Genomic DNA, 17,588 nt, shown 5'->3' on the forward strand with positions numbered 1-17,588 from the left:
GGCCCCCGTGATCGCGGGCATCGCATTGGCGGCCACCATCGGCGCCGGCGCCACCGCCCAACTCGGAGCGATGCGGGTGTCGGAGGAAATCGACGCCGTCGAAAGCATGGCGGTGCACTCCGTGTCCTACCTGGTGTCGACGCGGCTGATCGCCGGCCTCATCGCGATCGTCCCGCTGTACTCGCTGTCGGTGCTCGCCGCCTTCTTCGCCGCGCGCTTCACCACGGTGTACATCAACGGGCAGTCCAAGGGCCTCTACGATCACTACTTCAATACGTTCCTGATTCCGTCGGACCTGCTGTGGTCATTCCTGCAGGCGATCATCATGTCCATCGCCGTCATGCTGGTGCACACCTATTACGGCTACAACGCGCACGGCGGCCCGGTAGGGGTGGGCATCGCGGTCGGACAGGCCGTGCGCACTTCGCTGATCGTCGTTGTCGTCATCACTTTGTTCATCTCGCTTGCTGTCTACGGGGCGTCCGGTAATTTCAACCTCTCTGGATAAGGGGACCGCTTAACAAGAGATGGCAGGCGAATCGGGACGCGGCACAGTCCGGCTGGCAGCAGCGCTGTTGGCCGGCTTGATCGTGGCGTTCTCCGTCGGGACGTACCTGTCGTACACCGCGGCCTTCGCCTCGACCGATGCCGTGACCGTTTCGGCGCCAAGGGCCGGACTGGTGATGGACAAGGGCGCCAAGGTGAAGTACCGGGGCATCCAGATCGGCAAGGTCACCGATATCAGCTACAGCGGCGACCAAGCACGGCTGACGCTGGCCATCAACAGCGATGAGATGCATTTCGTCCCCTCCAACGCCACGGTGCACATCGCCGGCAACACGATCTTCGGAGCCAAGTCGGTGGAATTCATTCCACCCCAGACGCCCTCGCCGGTTTCCCTGCGTCCGGACGCCCACGTCGAGGCCTCCGCGGTGGCGCTGGAGGTCAACACGTTGTTCCAGTCGCTCATCGACCTGCTGCACAAGATCGACCCGGTCGAATTGAACGGGACGCTGAGCGCGCTGTCCGAAGGCCTTCGCGGTCACGGCGACGACTTCGGCTCCCTGTTGTCGGGCCTGAACACGCTTGCGCGGCAGGCGAACCCGAAGCTTCCCGCCCTGCAAGAGGACTTCCGTGAGACCGGTGTGGTCGCCCACACCTACGCCGACGCGGCCCCGGACCTGACCACCGTCATCGACAACCTGCCGACCATCAACAGGACGGTCGTTGACCAGCAGCACAACCTCAACAACACGCTGCTGGCGACGATCGGGCTGGCCAACAATGCCTACGAGACGCTGGAGCCGGCCGAGCAGAACTTCATCGACGCCATCAACAGGCTGCGGGCCCCGATCAAGGTGGCCCACGACTACTCGCCGGAATTCGGCTGCCTGTTCGCCGGCATCGACCGCGGCATCAAGGAGTTCGGGCCAATTATTGGCGTCCGCAAGGCGGGCCTGTTCACGTCGTCGAGCTTCGTGCTGGGCGCGCCGTCGTACACCTACCCGGAGTCGCTGCCGATCGTCAACGCCTCCGGCGGCCCGAACTGCCGCGGCCTGCCCGACATTCCGAACAAGCAACACGGTGGGTCGTTCTACCGCGCGCCGTTCCTGGTCACCGACAACGCCAACATCCCGTATGAGCCGTTCACGGAACTGCAGTTCGACGCGCCCTCGACGCTGCAATTCCTGTTCCACGGCGCCTTCGCCGAACGGGACGACTTCTGATGGCCGCCTCGGGAATGCCGTCGCATCGGTCGATGGTGATCAAGGTCAGCATCTTCACGGTGGCCATGCTGATCGTGGCCGCCAGCCTGGTGGTGATCTTCGGCGACTTCCGGTTCGGCGCCGAAAACACCTACCACGCAACGTTTACCAACGCCTCGCGGCTGAAGGCCGGCCAGAAGGTGCGCATCGCGGGTGTGCCGGTGGGCAAGGTGGCGAGCATCAAGCTCAACCCGGACAACACGGTCGACGTGAAGTTCGGGGTGGATCGCCGTTACCAGCTGTACTCGTCGACGCGCGCGGTCATCCGGTACGAAAACCTGGTAGGCGACCGGTTTTTGGAAATCACCTCGGGTCCCGGCGAGCTGCGTAAGCTGCCGGCGGGCGGCACCATCAACTCCGAACACACCCAGCCCGCGCTGGATCTCGATGCGCTGCTGGGTGGATTGCGGCCGGTCACGAAGGGCCTGGATGCCGACAAGGTCAACACGATCAGCAGCGCGGTCATCCAGCTGCTGCAGGGGCAGGGTGGGGCGCTGTCGAACGTGCTGGCCGACACCAGCGCCTTCTCGTCGGCGCTGGGCAAGCGAGATCAGCTCATCGGCGAGACCATCACCAACCTCAACACGGTGCTGGGAACGGTCGACCAGAAGAGCGCCCAGTTCAATGCCAGCGTCGACCAGCTGCAGCAATTGATCAGCGGGCTGGCCCAGAACAGGGACTCGATCGCCGGCGCCATCCCGCCGCTGGCGTCGACGACGTCGGATTTGACTGAGCTGCTGCAGAATTCGCGTCGTCCCCTGCAGGGCATTCTGGAGAACACCCGGCCGCTCGCCACCGAACTGGACAACCGCAAGGCCGAGGTGGCCAACGACGTGGAGCAGCTGGGCGAGGACTATCTGCGGCTGACCGCGCTGGGCTCCTACGGTGCGTTCTTCAACATCTATTTCTGCTCCGTGACGATCAAGCTCAACGGACCCGCCGGCAGCGACATCCTGATACCCATGGGCGGCCAGGTGGATCCCAGCAAGGGGAGGTGCGCTTTTGCCAAGTGACGCAAAGCGCGAACGAGACCCGCTGCGCACCGGCATCTTCGGCGTGGTACTGGTGGTCTGCGTCGTGCTCATCGCATTCGGCTACGCAAACTTGCCATTTTGGCCCCAGGGCAAGACGTACGACGCGTACTTCAGCGACGCCGGCGGCATCACGCCCGGAAATGCCGTCTACGTGTCGGGTTTCAAGGTCGGCAAGGTGCAGTCGGTCGGGCTGGCCGGCGACAGCGCCAAGGTCACCTTCAGCGTCGACCGGCACGTCACCATCGGCGACCAGTCGCTTGCCTCGATCCGCACCGACACCATCCTGGGTGAGCGGTCCATCGCGGTGACCCCGGCAGGCAGCGGGCGGGCCACGACCATCCCGCTGAGCCGGACCACCACGCCCTACACCCTGGCCGGCGCGCTCGAGGATCTTGGCAACAACGCCAACAACCTCAACAAGCCGCAATTCGAGCAGGCGTTAAACGTGCTGACCGACACCCTGCGCGACGCCACTCCGGAGCTGCGTGGGGCGCTGGACGGGGTGACCTCGCTGTCGCGCACGCTAAATCGCCGCGACGAGGCCCTGCAAAGCCTGCTGGCGCACGCCAAGTCGGTTACTGGGGTCTTGTCGCAGCGTGCCGACCAGGTCAACAAGCTGGTCGACGACGGCAACGAGTTGTTCGCCGCGCTCGACGAGCGGCGCGCCGCGATCGGTCAGCTGGTCGCGGGCATCGGCCCGCTCGCCCAACAGATTTCCGGCTTTGTCGCCGACAACCGCAAGGAGTTCGGCCCCGCACTGGGCAAGCTCAACGCCGTGCTGGACACCCTCAACGAGCGCCGCGACTATATCACCGAGGCCCTCAAGCGGCTGCCCCCCTACGCCACCGCGCTGGGTGAGGTGGTGGGTTCCGGTCCGGGCTTCAACGTGAACGTGTACAGCGTGTTGCCCGCGCCGATGATCGCGATGGTGTTCGACTTCATCTACCAGCCCGGCAAGCTGCCGGCTAGCCTGTCGGACTACCTGCGCGGGCTGATCCAGGAGCGCTGGGTAATCAGGCCGAAGTCGCCATGATCAAGCGGACCGCCGGCCGCAGGGCGCTGCGCTACACTCTCCTCATCGCGTTGATCGTGGTGCTGATCGGGGGCGTGTACGTCGCCACCAGCCAAGCCAACAAGCGCATCGTCATTGGTTACTTCACGTCTGCCGTCGGGCTGTATCCCGGCGATCAGGTGCGTGTGCTCGGCGTGCCGATCGGCCAGGTTGAGACGATCCAACCGCGGCCCTCCGACGTCAAGATCGTCATGTCGGTCCCCAAGGACCTGAAGCTCCCCAAGGACGCGCGCGCCGTCATCATCTCGCCAAACCTGGTGTCGGCCCGGTTTATCCAACTCACGCCGGTCTACACCGGTGGGGCGGTGTTGCCCGAGGGCGGCAGCATCGACTTGGCACGCACCGCGGTCCCGGTGGAATGGGACGAGGTGAAGGAGGCGCTGACCCAACTCGCCGTGCAGCTCGGCCCGACGGTGTCTGGTCAGGGATCAATGCAGGGACCGTTGGGCGCCGCCATCAACCAGGTCGCCGACACCCTCGACGGCAACGGGCAGTCGTTCCACAACGCGCTGCGCGAGCTCTCGCAAGCCGCTGGGCGCCTTGGAGATTCGCGCAGCGACCTGTTCGGCACGGTGAAGAACCTGCAGGTGCTGGTCAATGCGCTCTCGCAGAGCAATGAGCAGATCGTGCAGTTCGCCGGGAACGTCGCGTCGGTGTCGCAGGTCCTCGCCGACAGCTCGCGCCATCTGGACAACACCCTGGGCACGCTCAACCAGGCGCTCTCGGACATTCGGGGGTTCCTCCACGAGAACAATTCCACCCTCATCGACACCGTCAACAAGCTCAGCGACCTCACCCAGACGTTGAGCGATCAGAGCGACAACATCGAGCAGGTGCTGCACGTCGCCGGCCCCGGCATCGCCAACTTCTACAACATCTACGACCCGGCGCAGGGCACGCTGAACGGCCTGATATCCATACCCGAGTTCGCCAACCCGGTGCAGTTCATCTGCGGTGGCTCCTTCGAAACCGCGATGGGACCGAGAGCGCCCGACTACTTCAAACGCGCCGAGATCTGCCGCGAGCGGCTGGGCCCCGTGCTGCGCCGCCTGGCCGTGAATTACCCGCCGGTCATGTTCCACCCGCTCAACACGATTACCGCGTACAAGGGTCAGGTCATCTACGACACCCCGGAGACCCAAGCCAAGGCGGCCACTCCCATTCCGCAGCTGACCTGGATACCGGCCCAGGGTGCGCACCCGGCCCCGACCGCTCAGAACCCGGCGGATCTGCAGGCCCTGCTGGTCCCGACGGCCCCGCAGACCGGTCCGGCTCCTGGGCCGCCGCCGGCCGGCGCGAGCCCCGGCAGTTCGCCTGGTCCGGGGCCCCATCCCGGCCCGGGCAATGCGTTCGGCCCGCTGCCCGGCCCCCCGCCCGGCCAGGCGCCGCCGGCGCCGGCGGCCGACCTGGGTGGTGGCGGATGAGCCGAATCTGGTTGCGCGGCAGCGCCTTGGCAGCGGGCGGCGCGCTGCTGGCCGGTTGCCAATTCAACGGGCTGAATTCGCTGGCGATGCCCGGCACCGCCGGCCATGGCAGCGGCGCCTACTCGATCACCGTCGAGATGCCCGACGTGGCGACGCTGCCGCAGAACTCGCCGGTGATGGTCGACGATGTCACCGTCGGCAGTGTGGCCGGCATCTCGGCCGAGCAGCGTGCCGACGGATCCTTCTACGCCGCAGTGAAGTTGGCGCTCGACAAGAACGTGGTGCTGCCGGCGAACTCCACGGCGACGGTCGCCCAGACGTCGCTGCTGGGCTCGATGCACATCGACCTGGTGCGTCCCAAGGACAAGCCGGCAACCGGCAGGCTGACCGATGGGTCGAAAATCCCGGCGTCCCGCACCGGTCGCTATCCGACCACCGAAGAGGTGCTGTCGGCCCTTGGTGTCGTGGTGAACAAGGGCAATCTCGGTGCGCTGGAAGAGATCACCGACGAGACCTACCAGGCCTTCGCCGGTAGGCAGGACCAGCTGGTCGACCTGGTGCCGCGGCTGGCGGAGCTCACGGCCGGGCTCAACCGCCAGGTCAACGACATCATCGACGCGGTCGACGGATTGAACAGGTTCTCCGCGACCCTGGCGCGCGACAAGGACAATCTCGGTCGCGCGCTGAACACGCTGCCCGAAGCGCTGCGCGTACTCAACAAGAACCGGGGACACATCATCGATGCGTTCGCGGCCTTGGGGAGGCTGGCCACGGTCACTTCCCACATCCTGGCGAAGACCAAGGTGGACTTCGCCGAGGACCTCAAGGGCCTGTACTCGGTTGTCAAGGCGCTCAACGACAACCGGAAGAATTTCGTCACCTCGCTGCAGATCCTGCTGACCTTCCCGTTCCCCAACTTCGGCATCAAGCAGGCGGTGCGGGGCGACTACCTCAACGTGTTCACCACCTTCGACCTGACGCTGCGCCGCATCGGTGAGACCTTCTTCACCACCTCGTATGCGCTTGACCCGAACATGATGCACATGAGCGAGGTGCTCAACCCGCCCGATTTCCTGACCGGCGAACTGGCCAATTTGTCGGGGCAGGCGGCCGACCCATTCACGATTCCGCCCGGCACGGCTTCGGGTTCTACAGGGCAGTAGGGACGGCACAATGATCGACAGACTCACCAAGGTGCAGCTCGGCATCTTCGCGGTCATCACCGTCGTCTCGCTGACCGTGATGGGCGTGTTCTACCTGCGGCTGCCCGCCACATTCGGCCTCGGGACGTACGGTGTCAGCGCCGATTTCGTGGCCGGCGGTGGCCTGTACAAGAACGCCAACGTCACCTATCGCGGTGTCGCGGTCGGCCGGGTCGAGTCGGTGGGCCTCAACCCCGATGGGGTCACCGCCGAAATGCGGCTCAACAGCGGCACTCCCATACCGTCCAATGTCACCGCCACCGTCAAGAGCGTCTCGGCCGTCGGGGAGCAGTACATCGATCTGGTGCCGCCGAATAATCCCGCCTCGACCAAGCTGCACAACGGCTCGCGGATCGACCGGCGGAACACCCGCATCGGCCAGGACATCGCCGAGCTGCTGAAGCGCGCGGAGGCGCTGGTCAACAGCCTCGGCGACACCCGACTGCGCCAGCTGCTGCACGAGACGTTTGTCGCCGCCAACGGGTCCGGTCCCGAGCTCGCCCGGCTGATCGAGTCCGCCCGCCTGCTGGTGGACGAGGCCAACGCCGACTATCCGCAGGTGTCCAAGTTGATCGACCAGGCCGGGCCGTTCCTGGAAGCTCAGATCCGCGCCGGCGCCGACATCAAGTCGCTGTCCGACGGGCTGGCGCGGTTCACCTCCGAGGTACGCCAGGCCGACCCGCAGCTACGCCAGACGCTGGCCACCGCGCCCGACGCGATCGACGAGGCCAGCACCGCCTTCTCGGGCATCCGGCCCTCCTTTCCGGCGCTGGCCGCCAGCCTGGCCAACCTGGGCCGGGTCGGCGTCATCTACCACAAGACGATCGAGCAGCTGCTGGTGGTGATGCCCGCGCTGTTCGCCGCGATCATTACGATGGCCGGCGGCGAACCACTTGACGAGGGCGGCAAGCTGGACTTCAAGCTCGACCTGAACGACCCGCCGCCGTGCGCCGTCGGCTTCCTGCCGCCGCCGCTGATGCGCACCCCGGCCGACGAGACGGTGCGCGAGCTGCCGAAGGACATGTATTGCAAGACGGCCCAAAACGATCCCAGCACCGTACGCGGCGCCCGCAACTATCCGTGCCAGGAGTTCCCCGGCAAACGCGCGCCGACGATCCAGCTGTGTCGCGACCCGAAGGGTTACGTGCCGGTCGGCCGCAACCCCTGGCGCGGGCCGCCCGTGCCGTATGAGACGCCGGTGACAAACGGGTTGAATGTGTTGCCGCCCAACAAGTTTCCGTACATTCCCCCGGGTGCCGAACCCGATCCGGGCACGCCGATCGTCGGGCCACCCCCTCCTGGAGTGGTGCCGGGCCCAGGGCCGTTGCCTAACCATCAGCCGGCGTTCGATCCGCCACCGCCCAACGACAGGCCGCCGCCGCCGGGCAACCCGTCGTGGATGCCGCCGGGGGTTCCGCCGGTGCCGCCGATACTTCCGTATCCGAAGTGGCTCCCGCCGCCGGCACCGCCCGAGGGGATCAATCCTCCGCCGGCGGGCCCAGGCCCGGAGAAGCCGTGGGGGCCCCCGCCCAGCAACCCGCCGCAGGCCAGCGGACCGGCTGGTCCGGCTTATGCCACCTATGACCAGAACACCGGAACGTTCGTGGACCCGGCGGGCGGCACCGGTACGTTCGCACCCGGCATCAGTGGCGCGTCGAGCGCGGAGAACTGGGTGGACCTGATGCTTGATCCCAGGCCTCTCTGATGGAGCCCCGACTGGCGGACGCGCAAACAACCACACAACGAGTTCGTCGCCGGGCCTCCCGCGCGGCCGGTCCCGCGAAAAGCGAATCGACCGAGTCCGCCGCGGTTCAGGTCGACACTCCGGCCGCCGCCGCGAAGCAATCGCCCAAGCCCGCCGGGGCGCTCAAGGCCGTCAAGCCGCCGCCACGGCGGCAGCCGCACAGGGCCCTTGTCGGGTGGATCTCTTTTGCCGCCGCACTGCTCGCGATTGGAGCCTTGGCGGCCGGCCTGGCCGTCATGCTCGTCCAACAACGGCACGCCGAGGCCCAGCAGGCGCGCGATCGGCGCTTCGTGGACACCGCCACGCAGACGGTGGTCAACATGTTCAGTTACAAGCAGGACAACATCGACGAGAGCGTTAACCGGTTCTACAACGGCACCAGCGGCCCGCTGCGGGGCATGCTCGGCGCCAACAACAACATCGAGAACCTCAAGGCCCTGTTCCGCTCCACCAACGCGACGTCGGAAGCCGTCGTCAACGGCGCTGCCTTTGAGGGCTTCGACGCGGTCAGCGACAATGCGTCGGTGTTGGTATCAGTGCGCGTGACCGTCGCGGACATCGACGGAACCAACAAGCCGTCCATGCCCTACCGCCTGCGCGTCATCGTGCACGAGGACGAGCAGGGTCGGATGACCGGCTACGACCTGAAATATCCCGACGGGGGCAACTGATGCGGTGGTGGCGGGTGCTCACCGCCATCGCTGGTTGCCTGGCGGTCGCGGGCATTGTCGGTTTATCCGGCTGGGCCGGCTGGGTCTACTGGGAGCGGGTGCAGACGCGCGGCGAGGCGGCAGCGCGGGCGGTGTTGCCGGGACTGGCGTCCAAGGAGATACCCGAGGTTTTCGCCTACGACTACCAGACGGTTGAACGCAGCCTCTCGGCCGCGTACCCCTTGCTGACGCCCGACTATCGCCAGGAGTTCCAGAAGAGCGCCAACGCGCAGATCATCCCGGAGGCTAAGAAGCGCGAGGTCGTTGTGCAGGCCAATGTCGTTGGCGTAGGGGTGATTTCGGCCAAGCGGGATGCCGCGTCGGTCATGGTGTACATGAACCGGACCGTGACCGACAAGTCACGCCAGCCGCTCTACGACGGCAGCCGATTGCGGGTGGATTTCAAGAAAATCGGCAAGCAGTGGCTGATCGCCTACATCGCGCCGATCTAGTCCCGTTGGCGCGAGCACACCCCCTTCGGGCTCGTCCTCAGAAGCAGATCGCAATGTTGTTGCAGCGCATTGGATAACGCTCGATGGGGCTGGGCGGGGGACCGGTGAGCGCCAACGAGAACGGTTGCTTTTTCATGTCGGACGGCAGCCCGCAGACCGGACCGTGCATGATGGTGTGGGTGCCGGTCATAGTTTCGTCGCTGAACGCGTAGGTTTCCGAAGTCGAAGCGGTACCGCCGCCCGGGCATGTCACGCCGTTCGCCTTGTCCACCTTGAAGGTCCACAACATGCTGGTGTACCGCGCCCTGGCGCTGAAGTTCTGCAACTTGTCCGCTGGGCTGATCTGTTCGGGTGTCGCGCTGACGACGTTCAGCGCGCAGTTGAACGCGAAGACGATCGGGTCCGAATAGTCGTTCATGTTGCGGGTTCCGGATGGCTGATCGCACACTGCCGTGATCGTCCAGGTAACCCCCGACGCCCCCGCCTCGTTCAAGGCGTAGGTGCCGTCCGCAGGAGGCCCGACGGCGTGCGCCGGGTCACCCGATTCCAGCGCCACCCCGACGGCGACTGCCGAGAAGATGCCGGCTCCAGCGGCCAGCCATCGACGGAGTTTCATGACACCCTCCCTTCCCGCTGCACTGAGTATCACAGCGTTTGCCCGCGAGCACCATGGCCGCACACCAAAAGCCTGCGGCCACTACGCCGCGTCGTGCGGATGCGACTCGCCGAGCGCGTCCAGGAACGTCCTTGCCCAGCGGTCCACGTCGTGGGCGAGCACCTGGCGGCGCAGCGACCGCATGCGGCGCCTGCCCTCCTCGACCGGCTGGTTCAGGGCCGCCTCGATCGCGTCCTTGACCCCTTCGAGGTCGTGCGGGTTGACCAGGTAGGCCTGCCGGAGTTCGGCTGCGGCGCCGGTGAATTCGCTCAGGACGAGGGCGCCGCCGAGGTCGCTGCGGCAGGCGACGTACTCCTTGGCCACCAGGTTCATCCCGTCGCGCAGCGGGGTGACCAGCATGACGTCGCTGGTGACGAAAAACGCGATGAGTTCGTCGCGCGGAACCGGACGATGCAGATAGTGCACCACCGGGTGACCCACTTCGGCGTATTCGCCGTTGATGTGGCCGACCTCGCGCTCGATGTCGTTGCGCAGGATCTGGTAGCTCTCCACGCGCTCGCGGCTCGGCGTCGCCAGCTGAATCAGCACGGTGTCGTCGCGTTTGGCGCGACCCTCGGCCAGCAGCTCGGAAAACGCTTTCAGCCGAACGTCGATGCCCTTGGTGTAGTCGAGCCGGTCGACGCCGAGCAGGATCTTGCGGGGATTGCCCAGCTCCGCCCGGATCTCCCGGGCGCGACGCCTGATGTCGCGGTCGCGGGCCGCGTGATCGAGCGCGGTGGAGTCGATGGAGATGGGAAAGGCGCCCACCCGGACGGTGCGTGCGTCGAGTTCCACCTCACCCAGGCGCGAGCGCACACCGACCGACCCGCGGGACGTGTTGACTCCGATCAATTGGCGAGAAAGGAACAAGAAGTTCTGCGCCCCGCCGGGAAGGTGGAACCCCACCAGATCGGCGCCCAGGAGGCCCTCGACGATCTCGGTGCGCCACGGCAGCTGCATGAACAGTTCCACCGGCGGGAAGGGGATGTGCAGGAAGAAACCGATGGTCAGGTCGGGCCGCAGGGTGCGCAGCATCTTCGGCACCAGCTGCAGCTGGTAGTCCTGCACCCAGACCGTGCCGTTGCGGGCGGCCGCGCGGGAGGCGGCCTCGGCGAAGCGGCGGTTGACGTCGACGTAGCGCTCCCACCATTCGCGGTGGTAGATCGGTTTGACGATCACGTCGTGATACAGCGGCCACAGCGTTGCGTTGGAGAATCCCTCGTAGTACTGGGCGATGTCGTCCGCGCTCAGCCGCACCGGATGCAGTTGCAGATCTTCCTGGACGACAGGCTCGTAATCCAGGTCCAGATCATCGTGGTCGTCGTCGTCATCGGCAACCCCCGGCCAGCCGACCCATGATCCGCGCCGGCGCCGCAACAGCGGTTCCAGGGCCGTGACCAGCCCCCCGGGGCTGCGCTTCCAGGCTGTGGTGCCGTCGGGAAGCCGCTCCAGATCCACGGGCAGCCGGTTGGCGACCACCACGAAGTCGGAGTTCCCGAAGTGTGCGGTCCCCGAGTTCTGGCCTCCCCTGGGAGCCATCTAGGTGTCGAGTTTCGCGGGCCCAATACCGAGCATGGACAAGAAGACGCGGCACTCGTCGGCGTCGTTGGCGTAAGCGGCGACGACCCGCCTCGCCTGGCTTGCGGTGGTGTCGGCCAGCGGCTCCACGTCGCCGATTTCGGCAGGATCAGATTTGGTAGGCATGGTTCTAACTCTAGGCGACGGCGCCGTGCGGCCGCAGGGATCTGGCTTCGGGGGACGAGAGCCTGTCCGGGCACGCGACCGAAACTCGCGTGCCCCCGGGCGTTTACGCAACCATGTCGATTTGTTCACCAATTTCCCAAATGGCGCCATTGGATTTGGCCAGCGGCGCGAAATTCGACCGCCGAGTATTTCCACGTCAAAAGAGGCGCGTGCGAGATTTCACCGATGCGCGGCCGCGCCAATAGATGGCCGCGAGGTGGCAAAACATCGCGAGTGGGGGGGTTCCCCAATAGCGGAGCGGCGGCGCACAATTCGCATTATCCTTAGTTCGCGACCCTCCGTTCGGCCGTTTTCCTTGACGTCTGACACCCTGGGAGAGGAACGATGGTTCTCACTCCGGCTGATGTCCACAATGTCGCATTCTCGAGGCCGCGGATCGGTAAGCGCGGTTATAACGAGCAAGAAGTCGACCTTTTCATTGAGCTGGTTGAGCAAGAGCTAACCCGACACATCACGGAAGACGCTCACCTTCGCAGTGCCAATGCGGAACTTCGTACCCGGACCGGCGCGCTGCAGAAGCGGGAAGCCGAGCTCGCCGACCGCGAGTCCAAGCTCGCCGAGCGGGAAGCCGTGCTGCGCCGGCATGTGCGCAAGCACGAGGCTGAGCTGCGGCAGCAGAAAGCCGAGCTTGCCGAGCGGGAGGCGAGGCTGGCCGCGCGGGGAGCCCCCCTTCGCCAGCAGCTGGCCCAACTCCGCTTCCGCGAAGCGCAGGTCGACCAGCGGGAAGCCCGGCTCGAGCAGCAGGAAGCGCAGCTTGTCCACCGGGAAACCGAACTCGACCATCGTGCGGCCGCGCTGGACCACCGGGAGGCCGAGCTTGCCGAGTGGCAAGACCGGCTTAGATATCAGGGCCATCCGGAACCCGCGGAAGCTTCCGCGGTCCACGGGGCGGCCCCGACGGAGGAGCTCCGTGCGCTCGGCTCGGCCGGGGGGCGCCACGGCGTGGAACGGATGGCGATCCGGGCGATCACCGACACCCGCGGCAACACGATCACCGAGACGGTCCACGAGCGGACGCGCAGCGGCCCGATCGACCATGACGGTCAGCACGCGTCCACCGAGCAGTCGACCGAACTCGCGCGCCTGAAGGAACAGAATGCGCAACTCCTTGATTCCATCGGCCTGCTCAAATCGGCCGCTGCCTTGCTCGCGGCCGCATTGGATCGGACGTAACCCGGCCGACGGCCGTTCCACCCGCCCCGAACTCACTTACACACTGACCGTAACGTGTAAACCGACGCGGTTCTTTCGACAAACGAGGTGGGCGGAATGACACTCTCCGACCGAGCCGGTAGTGGGGCCGGTGCTGGGGCCGGTAGTGGGGGTCCGGGGGCGTCCGAAGCCGACACCGGCGCGCTGGTGGCCTACGAAACGCTGGACGAGGGCCGAATCGCCCGGATCTGGCTCAACCGGCCCGAGGCCCACAACGCGCAGAATCGCGGGCTGCTGGTTGCGCTGGACGAAGCGTTTCTGCGCGCCGAGGCCGACGACACCGTCCGTGTCGTGATCCTGGCAGCGCGCGGCAAGAACTTCTCCGCCGGCCACGATCTGGGCTCGGAATTGGCACTGGCGGAACGCCAGCCCGGACCGCGTCAGCTCCCGAGCTTTCGCATCAATGGCGCCACGCGCGACCCGGTCGCGGAAAAGACATACCTGCAGGAGTGGCATTACTTCTTCCAAAACACTTGTCGCTGGCGCGATCTGCGCAAGATCACCATTGCCCAGGTGCAGGGCAACGCGATCTCGGCTGGCCTGATGCTGATTTGGGCGTGCGACCTGATCGTCGCGGCCGACAATGCGAAGTTCAGCGATGTGGTCGCCGTTCGGATGGGCATGCCGGGTGTCGAATACTACGCTCACCCTTGGGAATTCGGTCCCCGTAAGGCCAAAGAGCTGTTGCTCACCGGTGACGCGCTGGACGCGGACGAGGCCTATCGTCTTGGCATGGTGTCCAAGGTTTTTCCCGCTGATGAGCTCGCGGACAAGACCCTTGAGTTCGCGCGCCGCATCGCCGAACGGCCCACCATGGCGGCGATGCTGATCAAGGACTCCGTCAATGCCGCCTCCGACGCCATGGGGTTCACCGAGGCGCTGCGGCACGCGTTCCACATTCACGAACTCGGGCACGCGCATTGGGCGGCTCATAACGAGAACCGGTATCCGGTGGGCCTGCCGCCCGACGTCGAGGACTGGCGCAACCCCAAGCCGACGAAGCTGGCCCGCCGCGATACGCCGTAGCACTCACTTCCCGCCGAACATGGAGTGGTTGCGCAAATTTCGGCTATTTTGGCTTAACAACTCGACGTTCGGCGTCAGACGGTGAGGAACTCTCGTGCAGCTTTCTTTCGACAACCGGACGTACCTCGTCACCGGTGGCGGCAGCGGAATCGGCAAGGGGGTGGCGGCCGGGCTGGTCGCGGCAGGGGCCGCCGTCATGATCGTCGGTCGCAACCCCGACCGACTGGCGTCGGCAGTCACCGGCATCGAAGCGCTCCAGGGCGGTGGCTCAATTCGGTACGAGCCCACCGATATCACCAACGAGGAGGAGACCGCCCGCGCGGTGGACGCCGCCACGGCGTGGCACGGACGCCTCCACGGCGTGGTGCACTGCGCGGGCGGGTCGGAGACCATCGGGCCGATCACGCAGGTCGACTCCGAGGCCTGGCGTCGCACGGTGGATCTCAACGTCAACGGCACCATGTATGTGCTCAAGCATGCCGCGCGCGAATTGGTGCGCGGCGGCGGCGGTTCGTTCGTGGGAATCTCGTCAATTGCGGCCAGCAACACCCACCGCTGGTTCGGCGCCTACGGGGTCACCAAGTCGGCCGTCGACCACATGATGATGCTGGCCGCCGACGAGCTCGGCCCGTCGTGGGTGCGGGTCAACAGCATCCGTCCCGGCCTCATTCGCACGGATCTCGTTGCCGCCGTGACGGAATCACCGGAGCTGAGCGCGGACTACCGCCTGTGCACGCCGCTGCCGCGGGCCGGTGAGGTCGAGGACGTCGCGAACCTGGCGATGTTCCTGCTCAGCGATGCGGCCAGCTGGATCACCGGGCAATGCATCAACGTCGACGGCGGCCACATCCTGCGCCGCGGTCCGGACTTCTCCGCACTGCTCGAGCCGGCGTTCGGCGCCGACGCGCTGCGGGGAGTGGTCTGAGCGATGAAGCGACTCGAGGGGCAGCGGATCCTGGTGACCGGCGCCGCGTCCGGGATCGGCCAGGCGACCGCGCTGCGGTTGCTCGACGAGGGGGCCACCGTCGTCGCCTCGGACGTCGCCGTCGACGGATTGGACAACACCCGTGTCCGCGCGGACGAGGCCGCAACCGCGGACCGCCTCACCACCGTCCCGATGGACGTCGGTGAGGAGCGTTCGGTGATCGACGGGGTTCGCCGGGCCGTCGAAACGCTCGGCGGCCTCGATTCCCTGATCAACGCGGCCGGCATACTGCGAGCCGCGCACACTCACGAGACCAGCCTGCAACTGTGGAACCGCATCGTCGGCGTCAACCTGACCGGCACCTTTTTGGTTGTGCGCCAAGCCCTTCCGGCGCTGCTCGCGAATTCGCGCAGCGCGATCGTGAACTTCAGCTCGACGTCGGCGGCGTTCGCCCATCCCTACATGGCGGCCTACGCGGCGAGCAAGGGCGGAATTCAGGCCTTCACCCATTCCCTGGCGCTCGAATACGCCAAGCAAGGCCTGCGCGCGGTCTGTGTGGCGCCGGGCAGCATCAAGTCCGGGATCACCGACGCCACCGGTGGCTACATCCCGAAAGACGCCGACTGGTCGCTGTTTTCGCGGTTGCTGCCGATCCTGCCCACCACGGTCGAATCCAGCGGCACCGGGATGGCCGATCCGAGCGTCGTCGCCGGCGTGATCGCGATGCTCATCTCGGATGACGGCGCATTCATCACCGGAACCGAAATCCGCGTCGACGGCGGAACCCACGCGTAGCAGGGCTACCGCTAATTCAATGGCGGCGACCCGCCGCGCCCGGCTTCGCCGCGCTTGCGATCGCCGCTAATTGACGCAGGGCACCCCGCCGCCGTCGATGGGCTTCCCCTCGTTGGGCGTCGGATAGGTCGTGGTGGTGCCGTTGTAGTAATAGGTGTTCGACTTGCTCGAGGTCGTTGTCGTCGACGTGGTGGACTCCTCCTGCGCGGGCAGCGAGAAATTGGTGTCCACGATCACGCGGATATGGCTGGGCTCGAGGTTGGCATCCGGTTGCGCCGGCCCGTCGATGCCCAGCGCGTTGACCACGTTTTGCGCGTCGGTCTGTGCCCCGGCGCCGTACTGAACCTGGGTGGCGGACGGCTCACCGGAGCTACGGTCGCGAACCGTCCCGGGCGTGTAGCCCTGCTTCTTCAGGGCGTTCGACACCTGCGTCGCCATCCCGCCGATGCTGCCGGCGTTGATCACGTCCACGACGGTGGACGGGCTGGGCTTGGCGGCCGTGGTGGCGGGGGTCGCCGTCGCTGGGGCACCGATGGCCGCTGCGATTTCGGCCTTGATGGCGGCGGGGTCGATGATGTTGACGTCCTGCCCGTCGATGTTGTCGTAGCGCACCACGGGCAGCGTCCGGAACTCGACCCGGCTTCCATTGCCGGCCAGCGCACCGAGTCGTTGAATCAGGTCCTCATCCCAGCCGGACGACAGCACGACGTCCTTGCGCGCGACCGCCATCAGGCTCTTTAACTTGTCGATGTTGGTGAAGGTCCCCGAAGCCTGCAGTTCCTGCATGACCGACGAGATGAACGCCTGCTGGCGGTGCGTGCGGTCCAGGTCGCCGTTTTCCAGTTCGTGGCGCTGCCGGACGAATGCCAGCGCCTGGGAGGCGTCCAGGCGCTGCCGCCCGGCCGGGAAGTCGGCACCGGAATAGGAGTCGTAGACGGGATGATTCAGGCACACCTCGACGCCGCCCAGCGTCTGGGCCAAGTCGTAGAAGCCCGCCAGATTGATCTCGGCGAAATAGTCGATCGGAACGCCGGTCAGGCTGCGGACCGCGCGCAAGGTTGCCGCCCTGCCGGCTTCCCGGCCCTTGGTCTCGAGTTCCCGCTGGCTGCTGGCGCCCTGATTGGCGAGCTTCTGGGCTACGTATTGCTTGGTGAGCCCGTACGCCTCCTTGATCTTGATGTGGTTGTATCCGGGCACGCCGTTGAAGGGCACCCAGTCGTCGCGGGGAATCGAGAAGGCGACGACTCTCTGGTCGGCGCCGACGTGCACCAGGATCAGGGTGTTGGTGTTGTAGCCGCCGTCGTCGGAGTCGCCGGCGTGCAAATGTTTCAGTATCGACCAGGGCAGGTCGTTGCCGTCCTGGTCTTTGCGCGAGTCCAGGCCGATCAGCAGGATGTTCATGTTGTCGCCGCTGGATCGCGGGTCCTCCGGCAGCAGCGCCTGCGACACGGTGATCCCGCCCAGCGCGCCGTGGGCAACGTAGTAGCCCGTTGCGGTCAGCACCAGCGCCGCCACCGACACCAGCGTCATCAAGCCGCGCGCCAGCCCCTTGCGCAGACGCGACGGTTGCCGGGTGGCGCGATGGCGATGATGCCCACCGCCAGAGCGTGCCATCAAAAACCCCATCCTTTAACCAGCGCACCACCGGTCACAACAGTCGCAGTTTGCGGTGGTGTCGCTTGCAGCATGCTGTCAAGTATGCGGTAGCTTGCTGCCAAGCCTCCAATTGCGCGAGTGGATGTAACCCGGCTCACCCACTCCAACCGGCCGGGCACGACGGCCCAAAATCATCTCGTCACCAGCACGT

Annotated in this window: 18 protein-coding genes and 1 pseudogene; 14 read left to right on the forward strand and 5 right to left on the reverse strand. The window is 66.2% G+C overall.

What is annotated here, in order from left to right; translation table 11 throughout:
• The 9 genes from JO059_RS12470 to JO059_RS12510 all read left to right on the forward strand — a co-directional run.
• The coding region (locus JO059_RS12470; RefSeq protein WP_293319077.1) for an ABC transporter permease at nt 1-508 on the forward strand (508 nt) is incomplete at its 5' end.
• 19 nt (nt 509-527) lie between these two features.
• Nucleotides 528-1,727 (forward strand): MCE family protein, encoded by a 1,200-nt coding sequence (locus tag JO059_RS12475; protein ID WP_293319079.1) that lies wholly within the window; start codon nt 528-530, stop codon nt 1,725-1,727.
• Nucleotides 1,727-2,779: a virulence factor Mce family protein gene (locus JO059_RS12480; protein ID WP_293319081.1), complete on the forward strand. Its 1,053-nt coding sequence runs from the start codon at nt 1,727-1,729 to the stop codon at nt 2,777-2,779. Before JO059_RS12475 ends, JO059_RS12480 begins: the two co-directional genes overlap by 1 nt.
• Complete coding sequence (locus JO059_RS12485; RefSeq protein WP_293319083.1) at nt 2,769-3,833, forward strand: virulence factor Mce family protein; 1,065 nt, start codon at nt 2,769-2,771, stop codon at nt 3,831-3,833. Before JO059_RS12480 ends, JO059_RS12485 begins: the two co-directional genes overlap by 11 nt.
• Nucleotides 3,830-5,296: a virulence factor Mce family protein gene (locus JO059_RS12490; protein ID WP_293319085.1), complete on the forward strand. Its 1,467-nt coding sequence runs from the start codon at nt 3,830-3,832 to the stop codon at nt 5,294-5,296. The genes JO059_RS12485 and JO059_RS12490 overlap by 4 nt, the downstream gene beginning before the upstream one ends.
• Complete coding sequence (locus JO059_RS12495; protein ID WP_293319087.1) at nt 5,293-6,459, forward strand: virulence factor Mce family protein; 1,167 nt, start codon at nt 5,293-5,295, stop codon at nt 6,457-6,459. Before JO059_RS12490 ends, JO059_RS12495 begins: the two co-directional genes overlap by 4 nt.
• Before the next feature lie 10 nt (nt 6,460-6,469).
• Complete coding sequence (locus JO059_RS12500) at nt 6,470-8,203, forward strand: virulence factor Mce family protein (RefSeq protein WP_293319089.1); 1,734 nt, start codon at nt 6,470-6,472, stop codon at nt 8,201-8,203.
• Complete coding sequence (locus JO059_RS12505; protein ID WP_293319091.1) at nt 8,203-8,913, forward strand: mammalian cell entry protein; 711 nt, start codon at nt 8,203-8,205, stop codon at nt 8,911-8,913. The genes JO059_RS12500 and JO059_RS12505 overlap by 1 nt, the downstream gene beginning before the upstream one ends.
• The gene (locus JO059_RS12510) at nt 8,913-9,404 is read left to right on the forward strand and encodes a mammalian cell entry protein (protein WP_293319093.1); all 492 of its coding nucleotides are present in this window, start codon (nt 8,913-8,915) and stop codon (nt 9,402-9,404) included. Before JO059_RS12505 ends, JO059_RS12510 begins: the two co-directional genes overlap by 1 nt.
• 37 nt (nt 9,405-9,441) lie before the next feature.
• On the opposite strand, the gene JO059_RS12515 is transcribed toward JO059_RS12510, so the two are convergent.
• The 3 genes from JO059_RS12515 to JO059_RS12525 form a co-directional block, all read right to left on the reverse strand.
• Complete coding sequence (locus JO059_RS12515; RefSeq protein WP_293319095.1) at nt 9,442-10,020, reverse strand: hypothetical protein; 579 nt, start codon at nt 10,018-10,020, stop codon at nt 9,442-9,444.
• Nucleotides 10,021-10,101: 81 nt separating this feature from the next.
• Nucleotides 10,102-11,598: a trehalose-6-phosphate synthase gene (locus JO059_RS12520; RefSeq protein ID WP_293319097.1), complete on the reverse strand. Its 1,497-nt coding sequence runs from the start codon at nt 11,596-11,598 to the stop codon at nt 10,102-10,104.
• Entirely contained in the window at nt 11,599-11,763 is a 165-nt protein-coding gene (locus JO059_RS12525) for a hypothetical protein (protein ID WP_293319099.1), read from the reverse strand. It abuts the gene before it with no gap.
• A 384-nt stretch (nt 11,764-12,147) separates the two neighbouring features.
• Between JO059_RS12525 and JO059_RS22940 the strand changes: the two are divergent.
• Nucleotides 12,148-12,252 (forward strand): annotated as a pseudogene (locus JO059_RS22940) (DivIVA domain-containing protein); the annotation flags it as partial.
• Nucleotides 12,253-12,261: 9 nt separating this feature from the next.
• Here the strand turns inward: JO059_RS22940 and JO059_RS22945 are convergent.
• Nucleotides 12,262-12,678 (reverse strand): hypothetical protein, encoded by a 417-nt coding sequence (locus tag JO059_RS22945; RefSeq protein WP_366516201.1) that lies wholly within the window; start codon nt 12,676-12,678, stop codon nt 12,262-12,264.
• 87 nt (nt 12,679-12,765) lie between these two features.
• Between JO059_RS22945 and JO059_RS12535 the strand changes: the two genes are divergently transcribed.
• The 4 genes from JO059_RS12535 to JO059_RS12550 all read left to right on the forward strand — a co-directional run bounded on the left by JO059_RS12535 (nt 12,766) and on the right by JO059_RS12550 (nt 15,781).
• Nucleotides 12,766-12,996 carry a hypothetical protein gene (locus JO059_RS12535; protein ID WP_293319136.1) on the forward strand — a complete coding sequence of 77 codons (231 nt, stop codon included), beginning with the start codon at nt 12,766-12,768 and terminating at the stop codon, nt 12,994-12,996.
• Between the two features lie 96 nt (nt 12,997-13,092).
• Entirely contained in the window at nt 13,093-14,061 is a 969-nt protein-coding gene (locus JO059_RS12540) for an enoyl-CoA hydratase (protein WP_293319101.1), read from the forward strand.
• 94 nt (nt 14,062-14,155) lie between these two features.
• Nucleotides 14,156-14,986 carry an SDR family oxidoreductase gene (locus tag JO059_RS12545; protein WP_293319103.1) on the forward strand — a complete coding sequence of 277 codons (831 nt, stop codon included), beginning with the start codon at nt 14,156-14,158 and terminating at the stop codon, nt 14,984-14,986.
• Nucleotides 14,987-14,989: 3 nt separating this feature from the next.
• The gene (locus JO059_RS12550; protein WP_293319105.1) at nt 14,990-15,781 is read left to right on the forward strand and encodes an SDR family oxidoreductase; all 792 of its coding nucleotides are present in this window, start codon (nt 14,990-14,992) and stop codon (nt 15,779-15,781) included.
• A 66-nt stretch (nt 15,782-15,847) separates the two neighbouring features.
• Here the strand turns inward: JO059_RS12550 and JO059_RS12555 are convergent, their stop codons facing one another.
• A complete protein-coding gene (locus tag JO059_RS12555; protein ID WP_293319107.1) occupies nt 15,848-17,395 on the reverse strand; it encodes an LCP family protein in 1,548 nt (515 codons plus the stop codon).
• Between the last annotated feature and the right edge of the window lie 193 nt (nt 17,396-17,588).

It is taken from the genome of Mycobacterium sp. (assembly GCF_019247615.1).
Lineage (GTDB): Bacteria > Actinomycetota > Actinomycetes > Mycobacteriales > Mycobacteriaceae > Mycobacterium.